Origin of the sequence: Wolbachia endosymbiont (group A) of Bibio marci (genome assembly GCF_947251645.1) — a bacterium.
Classification (GTDB): Bacteria; Pseudomonadota; Alphaproteobacteria; order Rickettsiales; family Anaplasmataceae; genus Wolbachia.
On record NZ_OX366364.1, the window covers coordinates 661,462 to 688,082 of the forward strand.

The 26,621-nt window shown below is 34.6% G+C and carries 26 protein-coding genes and 1 pseudogene; 15 read left to right on the top strand and 12 right to left on the bottom strand.

The window, feature by feature from the left end; genetic code table 11:
- Positions 1-92: 92 nt before the first annotated feature.
- Positions 93-380, bottom strand: coding sequence for a hypothetical protein (locus tag OPR48_RS03545; RefSeq protein ID WP_265026586.1), 288 nt, complete (start codon positions 378-380; stop codon positions 93-95).
- 235 nt (positions 381-615) lie between these two features.
- On the opposite strand from OPR48_RS03545, the gene OPR48_RS03550 reads away from it, so the two are divergent.
- The 6 genes from OPR48_RS03550 to OPR48_RS03575 are packed head-to-tail and all read left to right on the top strand — an operon-like array spanning position 616 to position 5,265.
- Entirely contained in the window at positions 616-1,341 is a 726-nt protein-coding gene (locus OPR48_RS03550; RefSeq protein ID WP_265026587.1) for a F0F1 ATP synthase subunit A, read from the top strand.
- A 60-nt stretch (positions 1,342-1,401) separates the two neighbouring features.
- Positions 1,402-1,629, top strand: a complete 228-nt coding sequence (locus OPR48_RS03555; RefSeq protein ID WP_265026588.1) for a F0F1 ATP synthase subunit C — start codon at positions 1,402-1,404, stop codon at positions 1,627-1,629.
- Positions 1,630-1,632: 3 nt separating this feature from the next.
- Positions 1,633-2,112, top strand: a complete 480-nt coding sequence (locus OPR48_RS03560; protein ID WP_265026589.1) for a F0F1 ATP synthase subunit B family protein — start codon at positions 1,633-1,635, stop codon at positions 2,110-2,112.
- Between the two features lie 8 nt (positions 2,113-2,120).
- Positions 2,121-2,597, top strand: a complete 477-nt coding sequence (locus OPR48_RS03565) for a F0F1 ATP synthase subunit B family protein (protein WP_265026590.1) — start codon at positions 2,121-2,123, stop codon at positions 2,595-2,597.
- Positions 2,598-2,611: 14 nt separating this feature from the next.
- Entirely contained in the window at positions 2,612-4,210 is a 1,599-nt protein-coding gene (locus OPR48_RS03570; protein ID WP_320109935.1) for a glycosyltransferase family 2 protein, read from the top strand.
- Complete coding sequence (locus OPR48_RS03575) at positions 4,192-5,265, top strand: COX15/CtaA family protein (RefSeq protein WP_265026617.1); 1,074 nt, start codon at positions 4,192-4,194, stop codon at positions 5,263-5,265. The genes OPR48_RS03570 and OPR48_RS03575 overlap by 19 nt, the downstream gene beginning before the upstream one ends.
- Here the strand turns inward: OPR48_RS03575 and OPR48_RS03580 are convergent.
- Positions 5,248-7,227 carry an acetyl-CoA carboxylase biotin carboxylase subunit gene (locus tag OPR48_RS03580; RefSeq protein WP_265026592.1) on the bottom strand — a complete coding sequence of 660 codons (1,980 nt, stop codon included), beginning with the start codon at positions 7,225-7,227 and terminating at the stop codon, positions 5,248-5,250. The genes OPR48_RS03575 and OPR48_RS03580 overlap by 18 nt on opposite strands.
- 121 nt (positions 7,228-7,348) lie before the next feature.
- Positions 7,349-8,056, bottom strand: a complete 708-nt coding sequence (locus OPR48_RS03585) for a hypothetical protein (RefSeq protein ID WP_265026593.1) — start codon at positions 8,054-8,056, stop codon at positions 7,349-7,351.
- A 159-nt stretch (positions 8,057-8,215) separates the two neighbouring features.
- On the opposite strand from OPR48_RS03585, the gene gltX reads away from it, so the two are divergent.
- Both gltX and OPR48_RS03595 read left to right on the top strand, forming a co-directional pair.
- On the top strand, positions 8,216-9,577 hold the full coding sequence (gene gltX, locus OPR48_RS03590; protein WP_265026594.1) for a glutamate--tRNA ligase: 1,362 nt from the start codon (positions 8,216-8,218) through the stop codon (positions 9,575-9,577).
- Between the two features lie 517 nt (positions 9,578-10,094).
- Entirely contained in the window at positions 10,095-10,232 is a 138-nt protein-coding gene (locus OPR48_RS03595; protein WP_265026595.1) for a hypothetical protein, read from the top strand.
- A gap of 142 nt (positions 10,233-10,374) precedes the next feature.
- Here the strand turns inward: OPR48_RS03595 and OPR48_RS03600 are convergent, their stop codons facing one another.
- The gene (locus OPR48_RS03600; protein ID WP_265026596.1) at positions 10,375-10,512 is read right to left on the bottom strand and encodes a hypothetical protein; all 138 of its coding nucleotides are present in this window, start codon (positions 10,510-10,512) and stop codon (positions 10,375-10,377) included.
- On the opposite strand from OPR48_RS03600, the gene OPR48_RS03605 reads away from it, so the two are divergent.
- Complete coding sequence (locus tag OPR48_RS03605) at positions 10,501-10,656, top strand: hypothetical protein (RefSeq protein ID WP_265026597.1); 156 nt, start codon at positions 10,501-10,503, stop codon at positions 10,654-10,656. The two genes, OPR48_RS03600 and OPR48_RS03605, sit on opposite strands and share 12 nt — an antisense overlap.
- 142 nt (positions 10,657-10,798) lie before the next feature.
- Here OPR48_RS03605 and OPR48_RS03610 read toward each other — a convergent pair whose 3' ends face one another.
- The 3 genes from OPR48_RS03610 to OPR48_RS03620 all read right to left on the bottom strand — a co-directional run bounded on the left by OPR48_RS03610 (position 10,799) and on the right by OPR48_RS03620 (position 12,148).
- Positions 10,799-10,930: a hypothetical protein gene (locus OPR48_RS03610; protein ID WP_265026598.1), complete on the bottom strand. Its 132-nt coding sequence runs from the start codon at positions 10,928-10,930 to the stop codon at positions 10,799-10,801.
- 103 nt (positions 10,931-11,033) lie between these two features.
- A complete protein-coding gene (locus OPR48_RS03615; RefSeq protein ID WP_265026599.1) occupies positions 11,034-11,159 on the bottom strand; it encodes a hypothetical protein in 126 nt (41 codons plus the stop codon).
- A 32-nt stretch (positions 11,160-11,191) separates the two neighbouring features.
- On the bottom strand, positions 11,192-12,148 hold the full coding sequence (locus OPR48_RS03620; RefSeq protein WP_264735368.1) for an IS5 family transposase: 957 nt from the start codon (positions 12,146-12,148) through the stop codon (positions 11,192-11,194).
- Positions 12,149-12,233: 85 nt separating this feature from the next.
- Here OPR48_RS03620 and OPR48_RS07510 point away from each other — a divergent pair.
- Positions 12,234-12,329, top strand: a pseudogene (locus tag OPR48_RS07510) (WPE palindromic element domain-containing protein); the annotation flags it as partial.
- Positions 12,330-12,591: 262 nt separating this feature from the next.
- Positions 12,592-14,391 carry a succinate dehydrogenase flavoprotein subunit gene (gene sdhA, locus OPR48_RS03630; RefSeq protein ID WP_265026600.1) on the top strand — a complete coding sequence of 600 codons (1,800 nt, stop codon included), beginning with the start codon at positions 12,592-12,594 and terminating at the stop codon, positions 14,389-14,391.
- On the opposite strand, the gene OPR48_RS03635 is transcribed toward sdhA, so the two are convergent.
- The 4 genes from OPR48_RS03635 to OPR48_RS03650 all read right to left on the bottom strand — a co-directional run bounded on the left by OPR48_RS03635 (position 14,363) and on the right by OPR48_RS03650 (position 20,842).
- On the bottom strand, positions 14,363-16,957 hold the full coding sequence (locus tag OPR48_RS03635; RefSeq protein ID WP_265026601.1) for an ankyrin repeat domain-containing protein: 2,595 nt from the start codon (positions 16,955-16,957) through the stop codon (positions 14,363-14,365). The genes sdhA and OPR48_RS03635 overlap by 29 nt on opposite strands.
- Positions 16,958-17,252: 295 nt before the next feature.
- The gene (gene gmk, locus OPR48_RS03640) at positions 17,253-17,858 is read right to left on the bottom strand and encodes a guanylate kinase (protein WP_265026619.1); all 606 of its coding nucleotides are present in this window, start codon (positions 17,856-17,858) and stop codon (positions 17,253-17,255) included.
- Positions 17,842-19,647, bottom strand: a complete 1,806-nt coding sequence (locus OPR48_RS03645; RefSeq protein WP_265025445.1) for a pentapeptide repeat-containing protein — start codon at positions 19,645-19,647, stop codon at positions 17,842-17,844. Before OPR48_RS03645 ends, gmk begins: the two co-directional genes overlap by 17 nt.
- Complete coding sequence (locus OPR48_RS03650) at positions 19,640-20,842, bottom strand: ankyrin repeat domain-containing protein (RefSeq protein ID WP_265025446.1); 1,203 nt, start codon at positions 20,840-20,842, stop codon at positions 19,640-19,642. The genes OPR48_RS03645 and OPR48_RS03650 overlap by 8 nt, the downstream gene beginning before the upstream one ends.
- Before the next feature lie 220 nt (positions 20,843-21,062).
- Here OPR48_RS03650 and gatB point away from each other — a divergent pair, with 220 nt between their 5' ends.
- Both gatB and OPR48_RS03660 read left to right on the top strand, forming a co-directional pair.
- The gene (gene gatB, locus OPR48_RS03655; RefSeq protein ID WP_265025447.1) at positions 21,063-22,487 is read left to right on the top strand and encodes an Asp-tRNA(Asn)/Glu-tRNA(Gln) amidotransferase subunit GatB; all 1,425 of its coding nucleotides are present in this window, start codon (positions 21,063-21,065) and stop codon (positions 22,485-22,487) included.
- Positions 22,488-22,618: 131 nt separating this feature from the next.
- Entirely contained in the window at positions 22,619-23,464 is an 846-nt protein-coding gene (locus OPR48_RS03660) for a DUF4297 domain-containing protein (protein WP_265025448.1), read from the top strand.
- Positions 23,465-23,622: 158 nt separating this feature from the next.
- Here the strand turns inward: OPR48_RS03660 and OPR48_RS03665 are convergent, their stop codons facing one another.
- Positions 23,623-24,594, bottom strand: a complete 972-nt coding sequence (locus OPR48_RS03665) for an IS110 family RNA-guided transposase (protein ID WP_265025449.1) — start codon at positions 24,592-24,594, stop codon at positions 23,623-23,625.
- Positions 24,595-24,894: 300 nt separating this feature from the next.
- Here OPR48_RS03665 and OPR48_RS03670 point away from each other — a divergent pair, with 300 nt between their 5' ends.
- Positions 24,895-26,286 (top strand): ankyrin repeat domain-containing protein, encoded by a 1,392-nt coding sequence (locus OPR48_RS03670; RefSeq protein ID WP_265025450.1) that lies wholly within the window; start codon positions 24,895-24,897, stop codon positions 26,284-26,286.
- Complete coding sequence (locus OPR48_RS03675) at positions 26,283-26,582, top strand: ankyrin repeat domain-containing protein (RefSeq protein ID WP_265026620.1); 300 nt, start codon at positions 26,283-26,285, stop codon at positions 26,580-26,582. The genes OPR48_RS03670 and OPR48_RS03675 overlap by 4 nt, the downstream gene beginning before the upstream one ends.
- Positions 26,583-26,621 lie beyond the last annotated feature (39 nt).

The window sequence follows — 26,621 nt, forward strand, 5'->3', positions numbered from 1 at the left end:
GTTATTGTAATATAAAATGCGGTGCTTTTAAAGTTTGTTGTAGTAAATGGCTCCCATATTGCAAGAAACAATAAAAAAGCCTACTTACGTAATTATATACCTTTCTTAAGAGAAAGTATCTTTTCCATATCACCTTCTAAGTTTACTTCCATGAGATACTGAAGATTAACCTTATGGTCATCATGGTGAAAATGACAAACATAGCCGCCAACGGTTAGTGGTCCTAACGTGTTATGATTTTCATCTAATACTTGACCTATCATTCCATAACCACCGGTATTCTCATCAAAATAACCGTCAGTGAATCTAATATATCCACTACCAAATTCTTGCTCTAAGTTTAAAGGATGATTAGTGTTAATAAAATCTATTTCGTTCATAATAATACCTCACTAAAAATTAAATTATAATTAAAATAAGATGTTAAGTCAAAATATTGAATAATTTAATAAGATTGGTAAATTTTAAAACACAGCGCTGGCTATAATTGGCATTCTAATTACATATTTTGTTAACATGCTAATGCTATAATGATACAGAGCCCCACATAATCTTAACCCTTGACTTTGTCCTATAAAATTCATACTTTATTTACTGTTGATAATTCAGATTAAAATGGCATTAAATCCGCTGGAGCAGTTTAAAGTATATACGGTAATAGAGTTACCTAGGTTATTTGGGTATGACGTAAGCTTTACCAATTCATCTTTTTTCACGATGATTTCGGTGATATTGGTGATACTCTTTTTGCTTTTTGGAATAAAGAAGGGGTCAGTAATACCAGGATATTTGCAAGCTGCAGTTGAATATGTATATGATTTTGTTGTTTCAATAATAGAAAATAACACTGGAAGCAAAGGCTTGCAGCACATTCCATTGATATTCACAGTATTTATTTTCATTTTATCATGTAATTTGGTTGGTATTCTTCCTTATAGTTTCACGGTCACAAGTCATGTGATAGTCACCTTCGCTTTATCGATGGTAGTTTTTACTTATATAACGATTGTTGGATTTAAAGAAAGGGGAGTAGAATTTTTACGCATATTGCTACCAAAAGGAACTCCTTTGTGGCTTGCACCCATGATGATTTTTATTGAGTTATTTGCTTACCTGGCAAGGCCTATAAGCTTATCAATAAGGCTTGCTGCAAACATGATTGCAGGTCATACAATTATCAAAGTAATAGCAGGGTTTATCGTAAACATGAACGTGGTTCTAACCCCTATACCATTTTTATTTATAATCGCATTAATAGGGTTTGAAGTGTTCGTTGCAATTCTACAAGCTTATATATTCACCTCTTTAACATGTGTATATTTATCAGATGCAGTAAAATAATTGACTTCCCTACAGGATATTTTATAATTAATGCTGTAAAGAAATAGTTAAAGGTAATATATGGATTTAGAAGCTTTAAAATTTGTAGCGATTGGTTTTTCTATATTTGGAATGCTCGGAGCAGCTTTGGGTGTGGCAAATATATTTTCTACTATGTTAAATGGGCTTGCAAGAAACCCTGAATCAGAAGATAAAATGAAAAAATATGTCTATACAGGAGCAGCTTTAGTTGAAGCAATGGGATTATTTGCGTTTCTACTTGCGCTATTGTTAATATTTGTTGCTTGACATATGCCACAACTTGATGTTTCAACTTTCTTTTCTCAAGTTTTTTGGTTTTTAATTTTTTTCTCTTCACTTTTTTTCGTAGTAAGTTGTTTATTTTTGCCAAAGTTAGATGAAATAATAAGCACTAGAAGTAAAGAAGTATTGGATTCTTTTAGTAGTTCTGTTCATCTTTTAAGACTTACGGAAGATCAGATTGCCAAGTATAATGCCGCTTTAAACCAAGCTAGAATACAGGCAAAAAGGATCATAGATGATGCACTTGCTCAGGTAGAAGAAATGAGAGCTAATGTTAAGAGTATATTAGAAGAGGAAGACAAAAAAAAGAGCAAGCTTATTGAAGAAAAAGTAGCAGAATTTAAATCTGAATATACTGATCAGTTAAAACAAATGGCTACTAGTATTGCTTTAATTTATTATACTAAATTGACTAATTCTGAAATTAAAGAGAAATTTATTGCTGACTTGGTGTCCAAAGAGTTTTAGGAGTTTTTATGTCTGCATCACTGATTATCGGTCTTGCCTTCTTGGTAGGCCTTGTTCTTTCGTATAAATTGCTGAAGAAAGTGATAAAAAATGCGCTTAACAATAAGCGTAACAAAAGCAGATTTTCAAGTGAAGAAACTGAAAAATTCAGAAAAGATATGTTAGAGTATTACAAAAAATCTTCTGAAAAATACAAAAAATTAGATGCAGAAGTTAATAAAATGATGAATGAAGCACTTGATAAAGCTAATAGTATCATTAAGCACAATAGACAGCAGCTGGATCAGACGTTAGATGACAATGCCCATTCTAATTTGAAGAAAGTCACTGACCAAGTTGAAAAAGCTCTTGGAGATTTACAGGCTAACACAACAAATATAGCTGCTGATGCTGTAAAAAAAATAATGCATGAACGTAAAGATAATAAGCGTAGTAGCGAGGTCATATCTTCATTTTCACGTAACTTAAATAAAAAATTGCATTAGGTTTAATGCAACAATTGCCTATACTTCAAGCTGATAATGTAGAAAAAATTAAGTTTGATTCTAGTTTGTGCAAAGAGCCAGAGAAACTTTTTTACTATAAATTTAATATAATTCCTTGGCAAAAATTAAATGATACTACTTTTTTTATGGTTGAAGACACAAGCCGAGATGTCAACCGTTGGGTCGAAGCTCATTACGGTATTGACTATGTATTAATAAAAGTGGATAGCGAACAGATTTTAAATCTTCTTAACTCGCACTTTGGTATTTCAGAATTTGCAAGCAACTACTTATATTACAAGAATCCTAATTTTTCAGCTAAAAGCATTAAACTAAGCTCAATATTTTTTGCTTCTTTCTTTATTGTAACTTCAATTTTAACACTAACAGAGAAATATACATATTTTGCTTTGATGTTGATATTTATAATCGGCTGTTCTAGTTATTTATTCAAGTTTATAGCTACAATTTTTAACTTATGTGAAACCTCCAACCAAAAAGTGGATTATAGTAAGCTGAATGAAGAAGATTTTCCTATATATACTATTTTATTGCCTGCTTTTAAAGAAAGTGCAGTGATAGAGCAATTGATCGAAAGCATTGAAAGTTTGGATTATCCAAAATCAAAATTAGATGTGAAGCTTCAGGTAGAAAGTGATGACCAGGAAACGCTAGCAGCTATAGAAAAGTATACTTTACCGCAGTATTTTGAAGTAATAAAAGTGCCTCATTCTTTGCCTAGAACAAAAGCCAAGTCATGCAATTATGCTATGAGCTTTGCCAGAGGAAAGTATGTGGTAATATATGATGCGGACGATAAACCAGACCCATTGCAGTTAAAAAAAGCACTGATTGAATTTAATAAGGACGACAATAAGCTTGCCTGTGTACAAGCAAAATTAAATTACTATAATTGTGATTATAATTTTCTCACAAAATCCTTTTCTCTGGAGTATATGAACTGGTTTCAATACTTATTGCCTGGATTCCAAAAAATGAACATGCCAATGCCTTTGGGTGGTAGCAGTAATCATTTTTCAGTAAAAATTCTAAAAAAAGTGTTTTTCTGGGATGCTTATAGTGTTACCGAAGATGCTGACCTCGGTTTGAGACTTGCGCAAATGGGCTATAAAACCAGGATGATTGACTCAGAAACATTGGAAGAGTCACCAATTGCTGTATTTGCTTGGATTAAGCAAAGAGCGCGCTGGATCAAAGGCTATATGCAAACTTATATTGTTCATTTAAAAAATATAAAGTCACTTTATAAACACACTGGATTTAAGGGAATTTTGCTATTGAATCTTTTTGTTGGCTCTGCAGCTTTTATATTTTTTACTACTCCATTTTTACTGCTTTCATTGATATTAACTAAAGTTTTAAATGAATTATTTTTGTACTACTTTTTAGTGGTATACGTTACTAACCTGATTCTTTTGGTAATAGCTGTCAAACAGCAAAAGATGCCTTTTTATTTTTATATAGTATCGATATTTTTTCCGGTCTATAGTCTGCTACATAGTGTTGCAGCTTTTCTTGCCTTGTGGGAATTTATTCTTTACCCTGAGCGATGGAACAAAACTCAGCATGGTTTATGGAATCAAAACCTGTAGCTATTTGGCTTTTTCTCTGCTATATCATGGTAATTCTCATGGTGGGGATTGGTGGATTTACCAGACTTTCAAAAGCAGGATTGTCAATCACGGAGTGGAAACCCATTACTGGAACATTACCACCACTGAGTGAACAAGACTGGCTACAAGAAAAATTAAAATACGAAGCTACACCTGAATATAAAGCACTTAACTATGGTATGAGTATAGAGGAGTTTCGCGCTATATACTTAATAGAATATGTACACAGATTGGTTGCAAGACTAACAGGTTTAGTTTTTGTCCTGCCATTTATATATTTTACATTAAGAAGAAAAATATCTAAAAAGGTAGTAATAAGGCTATTGATAGTCTTATTATTTGGAGCGCTGCAAGCTTTTGCTGGTTGGTATATGGTAAAAAGCGGCTTGGTAGCCAAGCCTCATGTTAGCCACTATAGGCTCGCACTTCACTTATTATTAGCATTAGTTATTTTTGCACTATTATCGTATCAATTTTTTGATTATCAGCCAGCGTCACGTACGCAACTGCACGAACATTGCGATATAAGAGTAACTTTCACCAAGAAAGATGTCATCCCAGTGCGTGACGCTGAGATGACAGGATTTCAATCTACTAACAGTAGTATATATTACACAATACTTATTCTGATTCTAATTGTAATACAAATAATTTTCGGTGCGTTTGTTGCGGGATTAAATGCTGGTTTAATTTACAATACCTTTCCACTAATGGACGGACAAATCGTTCCAGAAGATTTATTTTTCTTACACCCTATATGGCTGAATATCTTTGAGAACAGAGTGACAGTGCAATTTATACATCGAGCACTGGCATTGCTAATACTAGCTTTGGTAGTAATACTCACAGTAAAAAATGCTAGCGTAAAACCGGTATATATTATGCTGCTCTCCGTTATCATTCAGATCATTTTGGGTGTAATTACTCTATTATTGCACATACCAATAGCCATTGCCATAGCTCATCAAGTGTTTTCATTTATCTTGTTTGGGTCAAGTTTATACTTCTTGTGTTATTTAAGAAAGCAGAGCTAATACTACATCACCAATCTGCACATTTTTTCCTTCTTGAACGGGAATATTTTTTATCACCATTGCTGCTTCAGCACATATAATATTTTCCATTTTCATTGCCTCCACCACAAATAAAGGTTGTCCTATTTCCACCTGATCTCCTGTATTTACGTGCAACTTAACTAATAAGCCAGATATTGGGGATTTTACAGCATCTACTGAAATCCCTTCTGTTTCATTATTTAGCATTAACTTACTTAATTCAGCTACATGAGGTTTAAATATACAACACTCAGCTTTCATGCCTGCATGTCTTATGAAGTATTTGCTGCCTTGTTTTTCTACTTTAAGTGTTATATCGGTATCATCGTTAATCGTGATGTTTAGCAACCTATAACTTGATTTCCACTTGCCTACTACAGAGTATGTATTGTGGTTATATACTATTGTTAATATATTATCTTGGTACTTTGCATTTACAGAGTACTTATTGTCATTTATTACAACTACAAGCGTTTCATTCACTGCTTTATGATGGTACTTTTCTTCGTTTTCTAAATAAACATATAACGAAACAAAAATAAATACTTTTATATATTCTTCTGTAACAAAATCGCCGTGAAACCCACTAGGGTAATGGTCTGGAATGAATCTCGTGTGGAGCTTTGCTGCAATAAAATTTGGGTGATGGGAGATGGATTCTAGAAATTCTATATTATTTGTTACTCCTTCTATATAGCATTCAGACAATGCTTTTTGCATTCTACTGATCGCTTCTACTCTATCTTTTCCATATGTTATAACTTTTGCAATCATTGAGTCATAGAACGTGCTAATTTCTGAACCTGCAGCAACTCCATCATCTATTCTTACATAATCATTTTCATCCGGGTTATCGTAATATTTTATTCTTCCGCTGGAAGGGAAAAATTTCTTTGATGGGTCTTCAGCGCAAATTCTACTTTCTATTGCAGAACCAGTAAGTTTAATATCATCCTGATTGAATCTCAATTTTTCTCCACAGGAAGTTCTAATCATTTCTTCTACTATGTCTATTCCAGTTATAAATTCTGTTACTGGATGCTCAACTTGTAATCTCGTATTTACCTCAAGAAAATAGAAGTTTTGGTCTTTATCTACAACAAACTCAACAGTACCTGCTGAAAAATAGCCAACTTGCTTTGCTAAAGAAACACATTGGGCATACATTTTTTGTCTTACTTCTTCACTAATGAATGGACTTGGAGTTTCTTCTATTATTTTCTGATTATTCCTTTGTATCGAGCATTCTCTTTCTCCAAGACACACTATATTGCCATATTTATCTGCTATGATTTGTATTTCAATATGTCTTGGTAACTCTATATATTTCTCTATAAAGATACTGCCATCCTTAAAACTTTTCTCTGCTTCATTTGTTGCTGATGTGAACGCTAGTTCAATTTCTTTTTTGGAATTTACAATTCGCATTCCTTTGCCACCACCGCCTGATGCAGCTTTGAGCATAACGGGAAAACCGACCTCTTCAGCAACTTGAGCTGCGTGGGCAGCATCGCTGATCTTACCCATATATCCTGGCACTACATTCACTCCAGCTTTTCTTGCCGCTTCTTTTGCTGTTATTTTGTTGGCTGTAACTTCTATTGTTTCTGCACTGGGACCGATGAAGTCTATATTATGTTTTTGAAGAGCACGTGGAAAATCTGGATTTTCTGCTAAAAAACCGTAGCCAGGATGAACTGCCTCAGCACCTGTTTCAACTGCTACTTCACATATTTTTTCAATGTTTAAATAACTGAGACAAGATGGCGAAGGGCCGATATATCTTGACTCATCTGCTTGTCTTATATGCACAGAATTTATATCCGCATCCGAATATACGCATACACAAGATATACCCATCCTACGAGCAGTTCTGATAATCCTGCAGGCAATTTCCCCTCTGTTTGCTATTAAAATCTTACTGTACTTCTTTTCCGTCATCTTATGAGTATACTTTCTTAAGTTAAGAAAGTAAATTTCTATATCATTGCCTGCAGGTAATCTTCTCTTTATTATAGGACAATGTGAATTAATCTTGCAAGACTTTCATTACTCATATTATCTATTGGAAAATTATATTGTCCATTGGAGTGCTCACGTCATGCAAGTCATATATCTCGCTAAATACTTTGCCTGACAGATACGCAGCCCCACCAGAAATTATTCCAGCCATCGAAGCCAATGCAAGAGACTGAGAAACTAAAAATAAAAAGTATAAAGACAAACATAAAGCAGCAATACATGCTATCGCTCCTACTATATATAAGCATAGGCGAAACTTCTGATTACATATAAGACTGTCCTTTATGCCTGCAATTTCTTTTATCTCTTTCCTAACTGTTTTACTAACCCAATCAAGAGGAGTCTTTTTAGATTTATCTAACGCAGATCTATTGCCTAATGCATTTTGAACATAACTTTTAACCTCTTCTAGTTTTTTCGAATCGCTGTTTAGGTTAGTTTTTTCAGACTCCAAATGCTTGAATATTCCTTTTATTACACTTGGTAATATCCCCATCTTTGCTGCTATATGAAATGGATTTTCATGATCTTCATTGTATTCTAACAAATGAACATCTTCTTTAACACTTTTCTTGAAAATAGGTAAAAACTCGTTAGTGTTTCCTATTTTTGCAGCTAAATGCAGGAGATTATCCGCCCGCACTATTTGTTTTGTTTTGTCAGATGAACCTGCATGCCAACTGACATTACCTTTATTGTTTTCGAGAAATTTTGTTATTTCATTTTTCTCATCTGTAGATCCAACCATAACATACCTAACTACACTCAACCGACACTAAGTATACAACACAATTTATGCAAAATCAATAAAATTTTATCTTTAAAGAATAAGTAAATTACAGTAATTACGCGTTGTTACAAACGTGGATTTTGGGTATCATAGCCTATACTTTACTGTAACAATAACATGCCAGACGTAGTCACTAGATTCGCTCCATCACCAACAGGGTTTTTGCACATTGGAGGGGCTCGTACTGCGTTATTTAATTGGCTCTACGCGAGGCACCATGGTGGCAGGTTTTTGCTAAGGATTGAGGACACCGACAGGAAACGCTTAACACAGGAAGCAATTGATGCAATTATAGAAGGGCTAAAATGGCTCGGTGTGAGCTGTGATGGGGAAATAGTATATCAGTCAAAAAGAATAGAGCGGCATAAAGAAGTAGCAAACCTTTTAGTTGGGAAGGGTAGGGCGTATCACTGTTATTGCTCTGAGGATGAAGTTACAGAAAAGAAGACAAAAGCAAGAGAAGAAGGAAAAATATACAAGCATAAATGTACTAGTGTGACATCAAACGTAAAGCCTGTTGTCCGCTTTAAAGTGCCAGACTCGCAAGAGATCGTCATTGATGATAAAATATACGGCCAAATCAAAGTAAATAGCGAGCAGTTTGATGATATAGTGATCTTACGCTCTGACAACACTCCAACATATATTTTTGCCGTGGTAGTTGACGATCATGATGCTGGAATAACCGATATTATACGTGGTTCTGACCATCTCACTAATACCTTTAAACAGTTGCTAATATACCAGGCTCTTGATTTTGACATTCCACGTTTTGCACATGTGCCGCTTATTCATGGGGAAGATGGAAATAAGCTATCCAAAAGGCACGGTGCAACAAGTGTTTGCGACTACGAGAAAATGGGAATATTGCCAAAAGCGATGCGTAATTACCTACTGAGGCTTGGTTGGAGCCATGGTAATGATGAGATTATTAGCGATGAGCAAGCAATAGAGTGGTTTAACTTAGAAAGCATTGGTCGTTCACCTGCACGGCTCGATTTCAAAAAGCTGGAGCATTTGAATAACCACTATATTAGTAATATGAGCAATGAAGATATTCTAACTCTAATGCTTAGAGAAAATACTCTAACTGACAAGAAAAAGAACTATTTATTACAGGGGCTAACGGAACTAAAAAAAAGAGCAAATTACCTGACTGAACTGCTGGATTTAGCGCAGTTTTATATAAAAGACCCGCCTCTTGATTTAAGTGAAGAAGCCAAGCAAATTGTCAAATCTAACCTCGATATAATCAAGTTACTCGCGTCATTTCTGTCAAAGATCGGTGATGAAGGCTGGAACAAGGGTTTTTTATCTTCTCAGATCAAGGAATTTTCAAAATTGCACGATATGAAAATAAGCGATGTGTACCACTCATTACGTGCTCCCATAACCGGAGTAATGGATGCGCCTGGAATCATCGATATCATGGTGATTCTTGGTAAAGACGAGTGTATAAAAAGGTTACAAGCAATTTAAATGAAATAAGAAAATTCCTTGACAAGCTTTGCCAGCCCCTTTATCATGACAGTGAAGCTATTGTATTTGCTTTCGCCAATCTGCAGATTAAAAGGTAAGGATTACTTAATGTATCGGCGTCTTATGTTTAATTTTTTGCAGTATATAGATACTGTATGTCTTTACAAAACTTCATCTACATCTAGATTTTTATCTAAATAAGCTGAACGCGCTTACAAAGCGTTACAAGACATCAAAAAATGCCAATACTCGACAAAGATAGTAAAAGACTAGCTAACTCGGGGATTCTTTGTCTTTTTTTCTGCTTGGTAAATTTCTTAAATATTTGCAGCGTAGGTTAGTTGTAATTAAAAGCAGCTGAATTTCGCTTGTCAAGCGTTTAAAACATAAAAAACGCCAATATTTTAAAGCGGATAATAACCACGGGGCTTCTTTTGCCTTTTTTTTCCATTTGGTAAATTTCTTAAATATTTATAGCTAACATGAAGCTAAGTACGAACTTTGTTAAACACAACAAATGGTGTCATCCCAGTGCTCCTTTTTTTGTCATCCCAGTGCCCAGACACTGGGATGGCTTTGTTGCATCGCTAGCTATGATGGATTAAAGATAAAAAAGATGGAGAATATCAGTAGCTTATTATTCTGGTATTTATAACAAGAACGGTCAGTGAATACCTAAATTTGAGTAAAAGAAATTTCACTACCACTCACTAATCCGGCTAAAATTCAAGAATTTCAATGCTTTAGCTATTTTCAATAGAATTAAGTTTATTAATATAAATAATAAATTACTATTCTTAAATTTGATCAGATTGATTGCAAAAAAACAAGATTTTCAATAGGTTGCTTATAATCCTAGCTATAGTTAGCCTTTCATAAGTAGCGATGCAACAAAGCCCACTGGGATCCAGGAAAGTTTGCTTGTGAGCAAGCAAACTAGCATAGAAAGTGGTTACAACGTTTTCGATGAGATTGCAGAAAGGCTGGATCCCAGTGGGCTTTGTTGCATCGCTAGCTATGATGGATTAAAGATAAAAAAGATAGAGAATATCAGTAGCTTATTATTCTGGTATTTATAACAAGAACGGTCAGTGAATACCTAAATTTGAGTAAAAGAAATTTCACTACCACTCACTAATCCGGCTAAAATTCAAGAATTTCAATGCTTTAGCTATTTTCAATAGAATTAAATTTATTAATATAAATAATAAATTACTATTCTTAAATTTGATCAGATTGATTGCAAAAAAACAAGATTTTCAATAGGTTGCTTATAATCCTAACTATAGTTAGCCTTTCATAAGTAGCGATGCAACAAAGCCATCCCAGTGTCAAGCACTGGGATGACACCATCACAGAGTGAACCAGTGTCAGCTACTTGAATTTGCCACCTGCTAATTACAATGTTCGTACAGCTTTGTGTCAAGCACTGGGATGACAGCTAGCCTGATAACCGTCATCCCGCAGCGGGATCTATGCTTTGAGATACCGCGAATGAATTCATAACTGTACGAACATTGTGATTTTGGCCCATCAGGAGGGTGTCATCCCAGTGCTTGACACTGGGATGGCTTTGTTGCATAGCACCTTAAGCAGTGATGGTTTACGACAAATTTATGTAATGATTTCAAATTTAGCCATACCAATATCAGTGAATTTGTTGAGCAAATAGCACTTAATTAGTAATTCTTTTTCACGATTTACTTCAGATTTATTCCTAAAGCTAAATCCAAATACTTGCTTCAACCTTGAGAAAAATCCTTCTATGTAAGATCTCTTTCCATAAATTGCTTCCTTTTTCCACTCTTTTACACCATCTTGTCCATATAATTTTATTAACCTAATAGCAGCATTTCTGTCAGACATATAATCTATTTTTGAATGTTCTGCTGCATCCTTTTTTGGTAGAACTTTTGTCTTTATATCGTATTTCTTACACAATTTATAAAGTTTGTGCCTATCGTATGCCCTATCTGCATATAATGCTTTTATTTTGTGCTGAAAATTAACTTCTTCAAGCAAATCGCAAGCTCCATAGTGGTCAGAGTAGACGCCATTACTGTATCTTGCAGCTATAGCTTTTTTACTATTCACACTTAACATAACATGTAACTTTCTTACTTGCTCGTAGCTTCGGTACTTTCTATCTGCACTGTTTTCCTTACTGTGGCCAGGAGTGTTACTGTAAATGCTGATACTTGTGCTATCTATGATAATTTCAATATTTTCCATGTTGCTTTTATCAACCCTGCAATCATTTATCTTAATATTAAGTTTTTTAAACCTTCTTGATGCTTGTGAATAGCTGATAACTGCCAAATTTTTTCCTATTTGTTGCAGATATCCTTTTATAAACCCCACCGTTTGTCTTAAACCAATTCTAAAAAGATTGACAATTATATGCACCAAAATTACGACTTTATCACTGTAAATATAGTTGCCGCCCTGCATTTTTGGACTATTTTCATACCAATTTTCGATAGCTTCATCGATGTAACGAAAAATATTTCCCCTTTTTTCAAGGAATTTGTTATATTCGTTTTGGTTGCTGACTTTCATTTTCTGTGGCATATTTTTTCTTCAACAGTTAAATGGTTATTTATAATGAATTTTGTCAGTAGCCACCAGATTTTTTCGGTTGCTATGCAACAAAGCCCACTGGGATCCAGAAAACCTAACTTTAAATAAGTGGCTGCATAATAAAGACTGGGTTCCAGTGTCAAGCACTGGAATGACACCATCACAGAGTGAACCAGTGTCAGCTACTTGAATTTGCCACCTGCTAATTACAATGTTCGTACAGCTTTGTGTCAAGCACTGGGATGACAGCTAGCCTGACAACCGTCATCCCGCTACGTGTTAGCGGATGAGATACTGCGGCGGTATGACGTAGATTGCTGTCATTCCGCTACTAGTTAGCGCCGTGGCGGCATGACGTCTTAGCTATAGAAAACTTGTATAGATTTTTTCTACTTCTGTGATATCATAAGCCTGTAATGATAAAATAAGTAAATATGGATAAGTCAGCGTATGAGATCATAGAACATGAGTATGATGTGGTAGTAGTAGGTGCAGGTGGAGCAGGGCTCAGAGCAACGCTTGGGATGGCTGCAACTAATTTTTCAGTTGCCTGCATTTCTAAAATTTTCCCTACACGAAGTCATACAGTTGCAGCACAAGGCGGAATTAGTGCAGCTTTAGGTAATATCGGTGAAGACGATTGGCGCTGGCATGCATATGACACAATAAAAGGTTCAGACTGGCTTGGTGATCAAGATGCAATAGAATATATGTGTAAAAACGCTGCTAAAGCTGTTATTGAACTTGAAAATTTTGGCGTACCTTTTTCTCGTACAGAAGATGGCAAAATATACCAGCGCTCTTTTGGTGGAATGACAACTCACTTTGGTAAAGGAAAATCAGCTCAACGCACTTGTGCGGCGGCAGATAAAACTGGGCACGCAATCCTTCACACTCTATATCAGCAGTGTCTTAAATTCAACGCTGAATTTTTTGTTGAATACTTTGTGATTGATTTAATTATGGATAGCGAAACATGCTGCGGAGTTCTTGCTTGGTCGCTATGCGACGGTACATTACATAAATTTCGCGCGCATAGGGTGGTGCTAGCAACAGGTGGATATGGACGTGTTTATTTCTCTGCAACAAGTGCGCATACCTGCACAGGTGATGGTAATGGCATGGTAGTAAGGGCTGGATTACCACTTGAAGATATGGAATTTGTACAATTTCATCCAACAGGAATATATGGCTCAGGGTGCTTGATGACAGAAGGGTGCCGTGGCGAAGGGGGATATCTCGTTAATTCTCAGGGCGAAAAGTTTATGGAACGTTACGCACCAAAAGCAAAAGATTTAGCTTCTCGTGATGTGGTAAGTCGCGCAATAACAATTGAAATTAGAGAGGGAAGGGGAGTTGGACCGAAAAAAGATTACATGTATTTAACTATAGCACATCTTGATCCGGAAGTAATAAAACTCAGATTGCCGGGCATTAGCGAAACCGCAAGAACTTTTGCTGGAGTTGATGTCACTAAAGATCCAATACCGGTCATTCCGACTGTTCACTATAACATGGGTGGCATTCCAACCAATTATTATGGAGAAGTGATCACGCTGAAGCAAGGTAAGGAAGAAGTGGTAGATGGACTATTTGCAATTGGAGAAGCTGCGTGTGTCTCTGTGCACGGTGCAAATCGACTTGGTTCTAACTCGCTTCTTGATCTTGTGGTTTTTGGCAGAGCTGCAGCGCTCAGAGCAAAAGAGAAACTAAAATCCTGTACACCACATAAAAAATTGAGCTCAGATTGTACAGATTGGATAATAGATAGGTTTAATAAAATGCGATTTGCTTCTGGGAAGCTCAAAGTAGCAAAAATACGCAGCGAAATGCAGCACACTATGCAAAAGTACGCATCAGTGTTCCGTGTTGCTGAAGTTTTAGAAGAAGGTAAAAAAGCTATAAAAAAGGTAGCAAAAATGATGCCTGATATTTCACTTGAGGATCGCAGTATGATGTGGAACAGTGATTTAGTTGAAGCGCTGGAGCTTGCTAACATGATCCCACAAGCGGTTATTACCATGGAATGCGCAGCCAATCGAAAGGAAAGCAGAGGTGCCCATGCTCGTGAAGACTTTCCTGAACGTGATGACAAAAACTGGATGAAGCACACTATAGCGTGGCTTGAAGAAAAGAAAGGGCAAATTAACGTAAAAATTGACTACAAAAAAGTTGCTGAAAAAACTCTGAGCGGTGAGATTGATTTCATAGCGCCAGAGAAGAGGGTTTATTAGTCAGCCCATCTAGCTTATTCATGAATTGACGTAGTATTGATATATCGCTCATTTTGGTAGCTGGATTTTCTGCACATTCTGATTGATTTGATGATTTTTGCACCTCTTGCTCTTCTAAATCGTTGGACTTATTTTCTATATCTTTAACAGAGTTATTGCATTGTGTATCATTTTTTGGTGCGTTATCTTGAAGTGTAAGTTGCTTTTCTTCAGTAAACTTTCCTTTAATTTTTCCAAATCCTTCATAAATATTTTCTAAATTCAAGTAAATAAGATAACAAACTCCAATAACTGCTATAATAGATGAGGCAGTTGCAATTGTAATAATTCCTTGAGAAGCACTGAATATTGCTGCACAGGCTAAAGCAGCAAATACAAGCGTTGTCACTGCTTTACAAGCAACATTATTGATGTACTTCACAATATCGCGTGCTTTTAACTTCCTGCCAAAATTGCACTTCAGTTCAGTTCTCATATCATCTGGAATAAGCGCTCTACCCGTTGGTTTCTCTATTCCTTTTATAGTTTTATAATACTCTTTGCTCCATAATCTTTCGGGTAGTATTAACTGCTTTGGATCAACACCATTTTGCAATAATTTTACACAGAACTTGATCGTGTTATCACGGCTCTTAGGATTGACCAAATTATGTTTATCTTTTGTCGTCTTAGTAATTAACGCTACTTGTAGTGGTGTTCGTTCTTTTTCGTTAGTGGCGTTTGCAGCTTTACTAAATTTCTCTTTTTCCACCGAATTTAAAATCAACTCTAAACATGTAACTTTTTGTTCTCCTTTGAATGAAGCAATATAGTGCAGAGCATTTCTTTCATCTTTATCTTGCACAGTAATATCTGCACCATTTTGTAGAAATAACTCTAAGGCTTTATACCTCTTTGTTTTTTCAAATTTTCTATCTGTACATGATCGATCCTCATTCTTTTCTTTTATATGCTGAAGCAGCTGATGAAGAGGTGTTTGTTCTTCCTTGTTAGTAGTATTTACAGCATTACTAAATCCATCTTTATCTGAAATCAACTTCAAACATGCAACTTTTTGTTCTCCTTTGAATGAAGCAATATAGTGCAGAGCATTTTTTTCATCTTTATCTTGCACAGTAATATCTGCACCGTTTTTTAGCAATAGTTCTAGGGTTTCATACCTTTTAGTTTTTTCAAATTCCTTAAGTGATCGGTTCTCACTCTTCTCTTGTATGCGCTGGAGTACCAGATGGAGCGGTGTTTGCCCTTCTTTTTTATCATTTACAGCTTTTATAAATTGTTCTTTTTGGCCTGCTTCTAGCAATATATTGAGAAGTTCAAGTTTTTGTTTTGTTTCAGGTTTAACAATCAAGTGTAAAGCATTGTTACCATCTGTGTCTTTAAGGCTAATATCCGCCCCTTTTTCCAATAGTTCTTTAAAAAGTTTTTTATCACTATTTTTAATTACTGGATGTAATAGATAATTATCATTACTATCTGGAGTATTTATGGTATATGGTATAATTTCTTTAATTTTTGCTTCTGTATTGATTTTTATTTCTGGCTTTAATTTAGAGTTCTTTCCTTGCTCTGCTAATTTTTCTAAGAAATTACGATAGTATGTCTTTTGCTCTTCTTTTAAGTCTTGTAATTTTTTTGTAGATAATCCTAAATTATCAGAGCTGGCTCCATGCTCTAACAATTTTGTAAGAAACTTAAGTGTGTTATCGTTACTTCGAATTGTATTAGACTCATGTTTTTCTTTTGTTATCTTGTCAATTAGTGCCACCTGAAGAGGAGTTTTTTCGTCCTGATTTTCACTATCAACAAGTTGTGCTAAATCTTCCTCGGTGACCGTTTTTATTAAGGTACCTAGAAACTTGCATTTCTGTTTCTTTTCCAACGACGCGATAAGGTGTAAAATATTTTTCCCTTCTTCAGCTTTTATGCTGCTAATATCTGCGCAACCTTTTAGATATTTTTTAAATTTCCTGTTATTTCCGTTTTTGATCGCTTTTAATAACAGAGCATTGCTATTTGTTATTTCGTTGCTTTTCTCTACTTCTTGATCTTCATTTGCTGTATTAGGGTTACTGATTGAATGTTTCTCATAATCATCACCAGCATCGCTACTGTAGTCACTTTCAATTCCACTGTCTTCACTATTCCTACGATCATTTTGGTTACAATATTTGCTATTATAAGTAATTTCTGAAATTGCTTGCTTTACTCGCTCTTTTGTTTCATTTGATATTTTTTTCGATCGTTCTATTGCTTTATCTAGCACTGGAAGGAAGCATTGAACATAATACCTATAATATTTTTCTTGTTCTCTAAGTGATTCTTCTAATTTAGTTAATACTTCAGGACTAGCATCTTTTTCAAATAACCTTTTACACTTCTTGAGGGTTCCATCTTGACCTCTTGGTTTTTCACGCTTGTGTTCTTCTTTTTTTACCTTTCTCTCTATAGTGCAGTGCAATTGCTCGTCTTTTCTATCCTGCTCTCGCTCTTGCTTTTTATTTTTATCTATGCATTCACCTAATTTATCTGCATTAGTAGTTAGTGCAGTTATATCTATACCCATACTAAAACCTCAATATTAAAAGCTATTTAAGTTGTCAGCACTAAACTAACAACCAAGAAGTTTGACTTTTAAATTGAGCTAAACGTTGTATATGTGATCAAAATATAGGTGGAAAGGCAGAAAACTAGTTTCTATTAGAAAATCTGTTATCATAGTCAAATCCTCACTTGAACAGTTGCTACTATTTTAACCATTTAATCTTAAAAAATAATAAATATAGCTAAACTGCGAAACGTGCTATTGGCTAAAATAGGATAAGAAACTATAGCTGCAAATATCCAAATTGATGTTTTTATCAGTCTTCCAGACTTGGTTTTTCTTTTAGTTTTTTAAGTCTTTCTTTATTTAGTATGGAGCTTATCTCTTCTACACTTTTATCAATATCATCATTGATTATTACATAATCATATTTATCACGTTTGCTTATCTCTTTTTGAGCTTCGGCTAATCTGCGCTCTATTTCGCTTGCATCATCACTATTACGCTTTTGCAAACGCAACCTAAGCTCTTCCATTGAAGGGGGAAGTATAAAAACACTCACAACTTTTTTTCTCATGAGCTTGAATAAGTGAAATGCTCCTTGCCAATCTATGCTTAGTAAAACGCTTATTCCACTGCTCAGGTTTTGCTCTATAAAATCTCTTGGTATACCATAAAAATTCTCAAAAACTTTGGCGTATTCAAGCATTTGGCCAGCTTTGCATAACTCGTGAAATTTTTCTTCGGTAACGAAAAAATAGTCTTTTCCATTTATTTCGCCGGGGCGAGGCTTGCGCGTAGTCGTAGAAACAGACCTAACTAAATTAGTTGATCGCTCAAGTAATTTTGCTGATATGGTAGTTTTTCCAGCTCCAGAAGGGGAGGATAGAACCAATAATACGCCCTCACTTTTTACGGTCATTTTTCTTTGCACTTTTTAACATGGCACTTTTTGGATCAGAGTTTAAAAAGCTAGAACCTTCTAAATTAGAATTTGATAAGTTGGTGCCAATAAGAGAAGAATTATCAAAGACAGTATAGCGCAAATCGGCTTTTTCAAAATTTGCCTTATTCAAATTAACGTTTACAAACTTTGCTCTACTCAATGTTGAATTAGAAAAATCGGCATTTTCTAAATTCATATTCTTAAATTCAAAGTAAGAATAATTTACATTAAATTTTTCACCCTGTGATATTTTCTCTTGCAAATCTTTAATCGAAGTTATAGCATTTTCTGAACCTGCAAGTTTTTTCTGTCCTTTATTGTCAATCAAAATTGAATTATCAAATTTGCAACCTGTTAAGTGAGCATCAACAACTGAACTTTTATATATGCTTGAAGAGAGAAAAGACATATCACTAATTGTTGAATTGCTCAAATTGCTAAGAAAAAAGCTAGTTTTCCTAAAGGCATTAGCGTGAAGCAAAGAAGATCTGAAATCGCTTTCAATAAAATTTGAATTAGTTACTTTTAAATTAGACCAGCTTGAATTATCAGCTAATAAATTAAAGAATGTTGAATTTTCTATTTCACTGGAATCAATATTATGGCGAGAAAGTGTACTGTTATAAACTTGAGAGTCTTGGATTTTTATCTTATACATTGAAGTTGTAGAAAGGTCTGAATCTTCTATCTTCACATAGGTGAATAGTGAATGGTCAAAAAATGAGCCATTCATGTTAGAATTTGCAACTTTAGTATTATGAAACTTTCCGTGACGAATGTCAGCATTAGAGACATTAACTTGATGCAGTTCACTAAAACTAAAATCAATATTGGATAAATCAGCATCATGAAGATTTGCTTCAGAAACATATGCATGTTTTATCTTGGAACCATTTAGTATAGATTGAACAAAACTTGAATTATCGTCATTCACATAGGAAATTTGTGTGTTGCTTAAATCAGTTTCGTCGAAGTTACTGTTAATTATGATAGAAGAATTAAGGCAAGCATCGGAAAGATTGCTACCTGTAAAGTCTGATTCTTTTAACTCTGCACCATATATGTTAGCATTTTTTAATGAAGAAAATTGTATCTTTAATTTATATGCATCCACTCCAAAGAAACTTGCATTATCAAGGTTGTTTTTCTGCATAACAGTATCGTTTATTTCACTATCACTAAAATTTACGTGGCTAACATTCGAGTTTGATAAGTTGGAGAAATTCATTTTCACATTCGAGAAATTAGTATGCAAACCAATTACGTTGTGCATACTCACTTTTTTGAGATCGGAACTGATAAAATCAGCATAACTAACATTAGACTGATCAAATACGATATCTGTTAAGTTTGCAGAAACAAATTTTGTAAAACTCAAATTTGTACCTTTTATTTTAATGCCATGTAAATTAGCATTGGAAAAATTAGCACCACGTAAATCAACATCAATGAAAGACACGTCGGATAAATCGGTGTTAGAAAAATCGGCACCAATCAGACTGACTCCATCAAAAACAGATTTACTTAGGTACAGTTGGCTAAAATTAGCTCCATTTAAGTTAGAACCAAAACCTTTCTTAAAATCTTCTGGCACGCCCTCTTTGTGGCACTGCACCAAAAATTCAGCAAAGTCTTTTTTACTGTAAGGTACGTATTTTGCATCATGCAGAGCGTTTAAAAAATCACTAATCTGATTTTTTTCATCATTTGTTTCGTTTCCATAACATAAATGACCAACTAAAATTAATATCAAGAATCTAATCATCTTGCTTATCGCACTGTATTTCTTTCGTTTTTACAGCCCAATCGTACATTGCTGAGCTTTCTTTATTGTCTATTTTTCTATCCTCCAAAAGGTGTGGCATCATTTCGGCAATCACGTTTATTATATTGACCTGCTTTCTTTCGATTGCTATATCAATTGGGGATTGAAAATTATTATTAACTACTCTAAGATCAGCACCTTGTAATAAGAGAAAACGAACTGTGTCTATTTCACCTTGCTTCACTGCATAAATTAGAGAAGTGTCACCCAATTTATTTCTAAACCTTAGTATCTCTTGAGTTGTTAATCCAATTTTTTCTAGCTTACTTATTATTCCTCTTAAGCAAGTTAAGTTGTTCTTCTTAATGCAGTAAAAAAATTGTTTACTGTAATCGTCAATCAATATAGTTGTAGGAAGATGCTCATTAAGGCTATCATATTGTCGTTTATATATTGACTTGCTTTGTATATCTTTATGACCCCATTCTTTTATTGGTTCTCTGTTTAGCTTTGTCCATTTTTGTAAATTTTTCTTTTCACTTTGCTCTTCTTCATCTTTTTTAGTTATAGGTTTTACTCTATTGCGGTCCTTAGAATTATTGTTTATTTCTTTCACTTTTTTTTCTTCAGACTGACTTCCTACTTCTTCTTTTTTTTCTTCTGATAATTGACTCGCATCACTTTTTGAAAGTTCATTATCTTTTATATCGATCTTCTGATCAGCTTGTAGATTTTTTTGCGGGTCAGTTGTATTCTCATTTAAATCAGCACTTAAAGGCAAAGGCTCTGGTTTCAAATCTTTATTCACTTCTTTATTGGCCATATTTGGTAAATTTTGAGCAAATTTGTCTGTGCTTCCTTCTAGCTGGTCATTTGGCAAATCTTTATCAATCTTTTCACCCTCACTTATAGTTTTTTCAACCACGGAAGCTTTGTTCTCGTTGTGTTGCAGCTTCTCTTTATCGGTAGTGCCGTCTAATCTTTTGCTCTCAGCTTCTTGTGTTTGTTTAGCATCGACGTTGCTTTTCAACTCATCTTTTTGATTTGTGCTGCTCAGTAAATCTTGCTTCCTTGCACCTACATTTTCGTTTTTATGAACTGATTCAATTTTCTTTTCTTCAAATTGCTCTACAGCAAACAGAATGGGTGATCCGAATACGACAGCTAATAATATAAAATATAAAATATTCTTCATAAATATCCCAAGCATAAGCTTAATTAAAATGATACTATAATCAAATGATTAATCTACAGTAAAAAATGCCTTAGGATTTAATTTATAAAAAAACAATAGATTTTTTGCACTTTAATTACTATAGGTTAAAAAGTTAAGACAAAAAATAAAAATGTGGGTTTTGTTTTGACTTTTTGTGTTAATTTTGCAGAATATTAAGATTATCATTTAAATAAAATACATGACGAAAGAGGATTGGGAAGCGGTAATTGGGCTTGAGGTGCACGCTCAAATTTCTTCTAATACGAAGCTATTTTCTAGCTCATCAACGGAGTTTGGTGCTGAGCATAACACTCAAGTTTCTCTAGTTGATGCGGCAATGCCAGGTACACTGCCAATACTAAATTATTACTGCATAGAGCAAGCAATACGCACCGGTCTTGCACTTTCTGCAGAAATTAATAAGTGTTCTTACTTTGATCGGAAAAATTATTTTTATCCCGATTTACCGCAAGGTTACCAGATAACCCAGTTTTTTGAGCCAATAGTTAAAAATGGTAGAGTATTTATCAACGACAATGAAAAGGAAATAAGAATCGCGAGAATTCATTTAGAGCAAGATGCAGGAAAGAGCGTTCATGAGGAAAGCAAAACTTATGTGGATTTAAATCGTGCAGGAGTTGCTTTAATGGAAATTGTTTCAGAACCAGATCTCCGTTCATCTGCGGAAGCTGCAGAATGCATGAAAAAATTGAGGCAGATTTTGCGTTACATTGGTTCATGTGATGGTGATATGGAAAAGGGATCACTTCGTTGTGATGCAAATGTTTCTGTCCGCCTAAAAGGCAGTAGCACATTTGGCACTCGTTGTGAGATAAAAAATCTGAACTCGATACGTTATATTGTGCAAGCTATAGACTATGAAATACAAAGACAAATTGAAATTTTAGAAAGTGGGGAAGAAATAAGTCAAGATACCTTATTGTTTGACGTTGCTTCGGGAAAAACAAAAGTGATGCGAAACAAAGAGGATGCAAGTGACTATAGATACTTCCCTGAGCCTGATTTATTACTTGTTGAGGTAAGCCAGGAGAAGATTGATTTAATTCAATCATCTTTGCCTGAGTTACCAGATCAAAAAAAGCTGCGATACATTGAGGAATTGGGTATCAACGAATACGATGCAAACGTCATTACTTCCGATAAGGCAACCGCTGATTACTTTGAGGAATTGATAAAAAAACATGATTCAAAGCTCGCGGTTACTTGGTTAACTGTAGAGCTTTTCGGTCGTTTAAATAAAGCAGGTATTGATATTGTGAGCTCTCCAATCAAAGCCAATGCCTTGTCCGAACTCTTAGATTTTATCGTTGATGGAACAATCTCTGCTAAACTTGGCAAACAAGTATTCGATAGTATGTTTGAAACTGGCAAACCTGCATCTCTCATCATAGAAGAGCAGGACCTAAAGCAAATAACCGATAAAGGTCAAGTATCAGAAGTTATCGACACAATCATCAATAGCAACCAAGATAAAGTTCAAGAATACAAAAGCGGCAAAACAAGATTATACGGATTCTTTGTCGGCGAAGTCATGAAACTTACCAAGGGAAAAGCCAGCCCCGATGTCGTGAATTCAATTTTGAGTGAGAGATTAAGTAATTAGTCACATTTTTTATTTACATAACAGCACATCTCGTAGATATTCCAAGGTCTTTGTTACGATATCTGTATATCATGACATATAACTTTTTTACCATTTGTTGGTACTATTTTTAAAATTATGTGAGGTTGAGGATGCCTGTAAGATTATCCTGCTCGGCGGTTAAGCGCACCTTTCATGGTATTATGTATCAGGCGAGATGGCTAATGCTGTTTCCTAAACATGCAGTAGATAGAGAGTATTCTTTCCGCCTATTCACAGAGAAAAAATCAGCTAAGGATTTTGATGATATTGTTCTTCGGTATGAACAAGATGGGAAAATAGTACATAGATTCATACAAGTCAAGCATAAGAAAGGTAGGCACAAAAAAATCAGCATAGGTAAATTATTAACACGGGAAAAGGGTGGTGCGTTTAGCTTAATAAAATATCTAATTGCTTATTTAAAGATCAAAAGTAGTGGAGAGTTTGAGGGTGAAATAGAGGATTTTGTCATTATTACAAATGATGATTTTGATTCCGCGGATTTGACACTGCATCCAGTAAGAAAGCTGAGAATGATGTCGAGTGGGAAGAATAAAGGAAAGGAAATTTCAGTCATAAGAATAGATACACAAGATGAGTTTCTGGATGTAGGTGATGGTGTAAGATATAAATTTGATAATAGTATTATCTCATACTTGCAGGAAAATAAGGATTTTGTAAAGCGTGAGGTAGGTAGAGAAGTCAGCGATAAAGAAATAGAAGACTTTTTAAATAAATTAGTATTTGCAGTCAATTTGCCAAGCGGAACTGAACTTAGTGAAATTATTAAGAGTGAATTGGGCAAGGAATTCAGCAATACTGATGCAAGTCACTTCTACAGCCGTTACCAGGAAGAAGTGCTGATTTTGCTGAAAAAAGAAGAAGAGGAGTTTCTATCATATGAGAAAGCAAAAGCTCTTCTTGAAGAAATAAGCAGTTGTGTTAAAAGTCAATAAAAAAAATGAAAAATATCGAAAAATTTTCAATTTAGTAGATTTATAAAAAATCAATATATTATGACTCTTAATTTAAATATTCTTAATCTAGTGTAGCTGTGGATAAGTACTTATAGTTTGTATAGCGTACTTATCCACAAGCTCTGCCATAAATTAGCTTAGATAAAAACAGACTGAGGACTATATTCCTCAGTAAAGACTCTATCGTCTCTGACCAAAGAGTTAGCAAGAATAAGCAGTTTTCTCATGGCAGCAGTGGAAGCAATTTTATATGGCTTTTTATATTGATTATATAATCTAGTAAAGAAAGGGTTGATATAAGAATTAACTTTTTGTGCACTGAGAATACACATGTGTAAAACCGTTCTAACTTGTGATCTACCGCCCTGAATACATCTCTTTCCTTTACTGAAACCACTGTCTCGATTAAAAGGTGCAAGTCCTGCAAGGCTAGATATTTGCTTTTCTTGAAGGGTTCCAAGTTCGGGCAAATAGCAAATCAAAGTAATGGCTGTGATTTTACTTACACCTGGTATGCTAGTTATTGATATATATTTTCTTTTAAGCTCTTGGTTTTGATCGATAAATGTAATCATTTCATCTTCTAAAGTTTTAATTTGGTTACGTAAAATCGCGAGAAGCTCCTCTATTTGTTTGATTATAGATGTATCAGTTACCTGTTGGATTTGGGTTTTTTGTATTTTTGCTATTTCTACAAGTTGGTTTCTACGAGATAATTTTTGTTTCAAGCAATCAATATTACCATTATCAACTGTTAAAGGAGTAACACGCATATCTGTATTATTGATATAACGTGAAATGATACTGCAGTCTATTTTATCAGTTTTTGTAGTAATACCAAGGCTTTTAGCATAGTCTCTAACCCATCTAGGTTGAATGACGTACACCTCAAAACCATTGCTTAGTAAAGTATAGGCACATAATTTTTCGTATCCACCAGTTGCCTCAAGACCAACTTTGGTTACATTATGCAAACGTAAAAAGTCCAGCATTTCATCAATGGATTGTACATTGTTTTCAAATATTTTATAATGCTCAAGTGGGTGAATGTGGATATCTAATTTACTTTTGCTAACATCAATGCCAGCAATAATATTTGATGAATTCATAATTCTTCCATAATAATAACATATACTGCATTTTCCAGTCTTATATACGAGCCTAAAAGCTCAATCAGTTGTTCGGAACTTTCAGTATAAATTTAAGAGAAGAGAACCTTGCTTTCCAACGGTCCCTATGACCAAGAAAGGAAACGGTTCCTCTTCTCTATACATCTTTATATTACTGCTTTGTCACACTTATAAAGACTTAATTTCAACATATAAGTAAGTAAAGCAGCAGGAAAGATAGAAGAAATATGGTTAGATAAATTCAAGGAAATAGAGGCTTTACAATTTGTTGAGAGAGCTTTGAATGTAGAAAGTGATTTCTGTGGTGGGAAAGAAAAAAGGTTAATAGAAGAGTCTTTTCCATTGGCTTTGGGACTAGCGGTTGCATATATTCAAAATGAAGACGAGGATTCTGAATCAAAGAAATTAAATAATTACTTAGAAGAATATCAGCAGCAAAGGAGAAAATCTTTTGAAGAAGCAAGAGAGTTATTCGCAAGGGAAAGAAGTTATAAAAGTGACACTAATCATATTCGAGAAGCTTTAGCAACATGGAATATGACACGTAACAAGATAGAGAGCAACAGGAGATATGGAAAACAATCTACAGACGTTTGGGATATCATGGCTTATTTTGCTCCTGACAAGATTCGTATAGAAGAAATTTTTTCCAAATTAGTAGCAGATGATAAAGAAAAGTTATGGGGTGCTGTTGAGCTACTCGATAAATATAAAATGGTTAATTTGGAAGCAGGGGTAGCAAATATTCACGAACTAGTACAGATAATAGCTAGATTAAAGCTACAAAAGGCAGGCAAAGAAGAAGAAATTTTAAGAAGAGCTCTAGAATTGATAAATAGTGGTGATTTAGCGAAAGATAGTAAAATTCATGTTGCATCTATTTGGGGATATGCAAGTAAACACGGTAGGTTGATTGATGACTTTTACAAAGATACTAATTTACATTTGCTTGTTGAAAATGATGATTATAAAGCGATTAAAAACTTATTAGCATATATAAAGAAAAAACATCAAGATAAGCTTAGTGAGATTGTTAATGCTAAAGATGGGTGTGATATTGCTCCATTGCATTTAGCTGCTGGAAATGGGGAATTGGACATAGTAAAATACCTGATCAATAAAGGTGCTAGTATTGATGCTAGGGACTGTTTTTACCAAACGCCATTATACTGGGCTGCTAAGAGTGGAGAGTTAGACATGGTAAAATATCTTGTAAATAAAGGCGCTAGTGTTGATATTGAAGATAGCTATGGCTGGACTGCGTTATACTGGGCTGTTGAGAATGAAAATTTTTATATAGCAGAATACCTTATAAAAGAAAAAGGTATTGATGTTAGTGCTAGGTACAGCAATGGCAAAACTATGTTACATGAGGCTATTAGGTTTGCGAAACTGGATGCGGTGAGGTACCTAATTGGTAAAGGAATTGATATTGATATCAAAGACGGATATGGCGGTACTCCATTGCATTGGGCTGCTATCAGAGAAAAGATTGATATGGTAAGATATTTTATAGAGCAAGGTGCTGACGTTAATGCTAAAGATAATGATGATCTAACGTCGTTACACTGGGCAGTTTTATACGCGAACTTGAAGGTAGTAAGATGTCTTGTTGAGATGGTAGTGATGTTGATGCTAAAGACAAACGTGGCTGGACACCGTTGCACTTGATTGCCAAGAATAACCGTCTATTATGGGGGGATGATTTGAATGAAATGTTGGGAACAACAGAATACTTCATTCAAAAAGGTGCTGATGTTAACGCTAAGGATAAAGACGGCAACACACCACTACACCTCGCTGCTATGAAGGGAAAGATTGATGTAGTTAAGGTATTATTAAAACACAACGCAGACGTTAACACTAAAAATAATGAAGGAAGAACAGCATTACATTATGCCACTGATTTTGATCATAGAGACCTTGTGGAATTGCTTTTAGCTCATGGTGCATCCCGTGACTATTGAAATTTTGCATTTAATTTATAGCTCAGCCTCTGTCAGGCC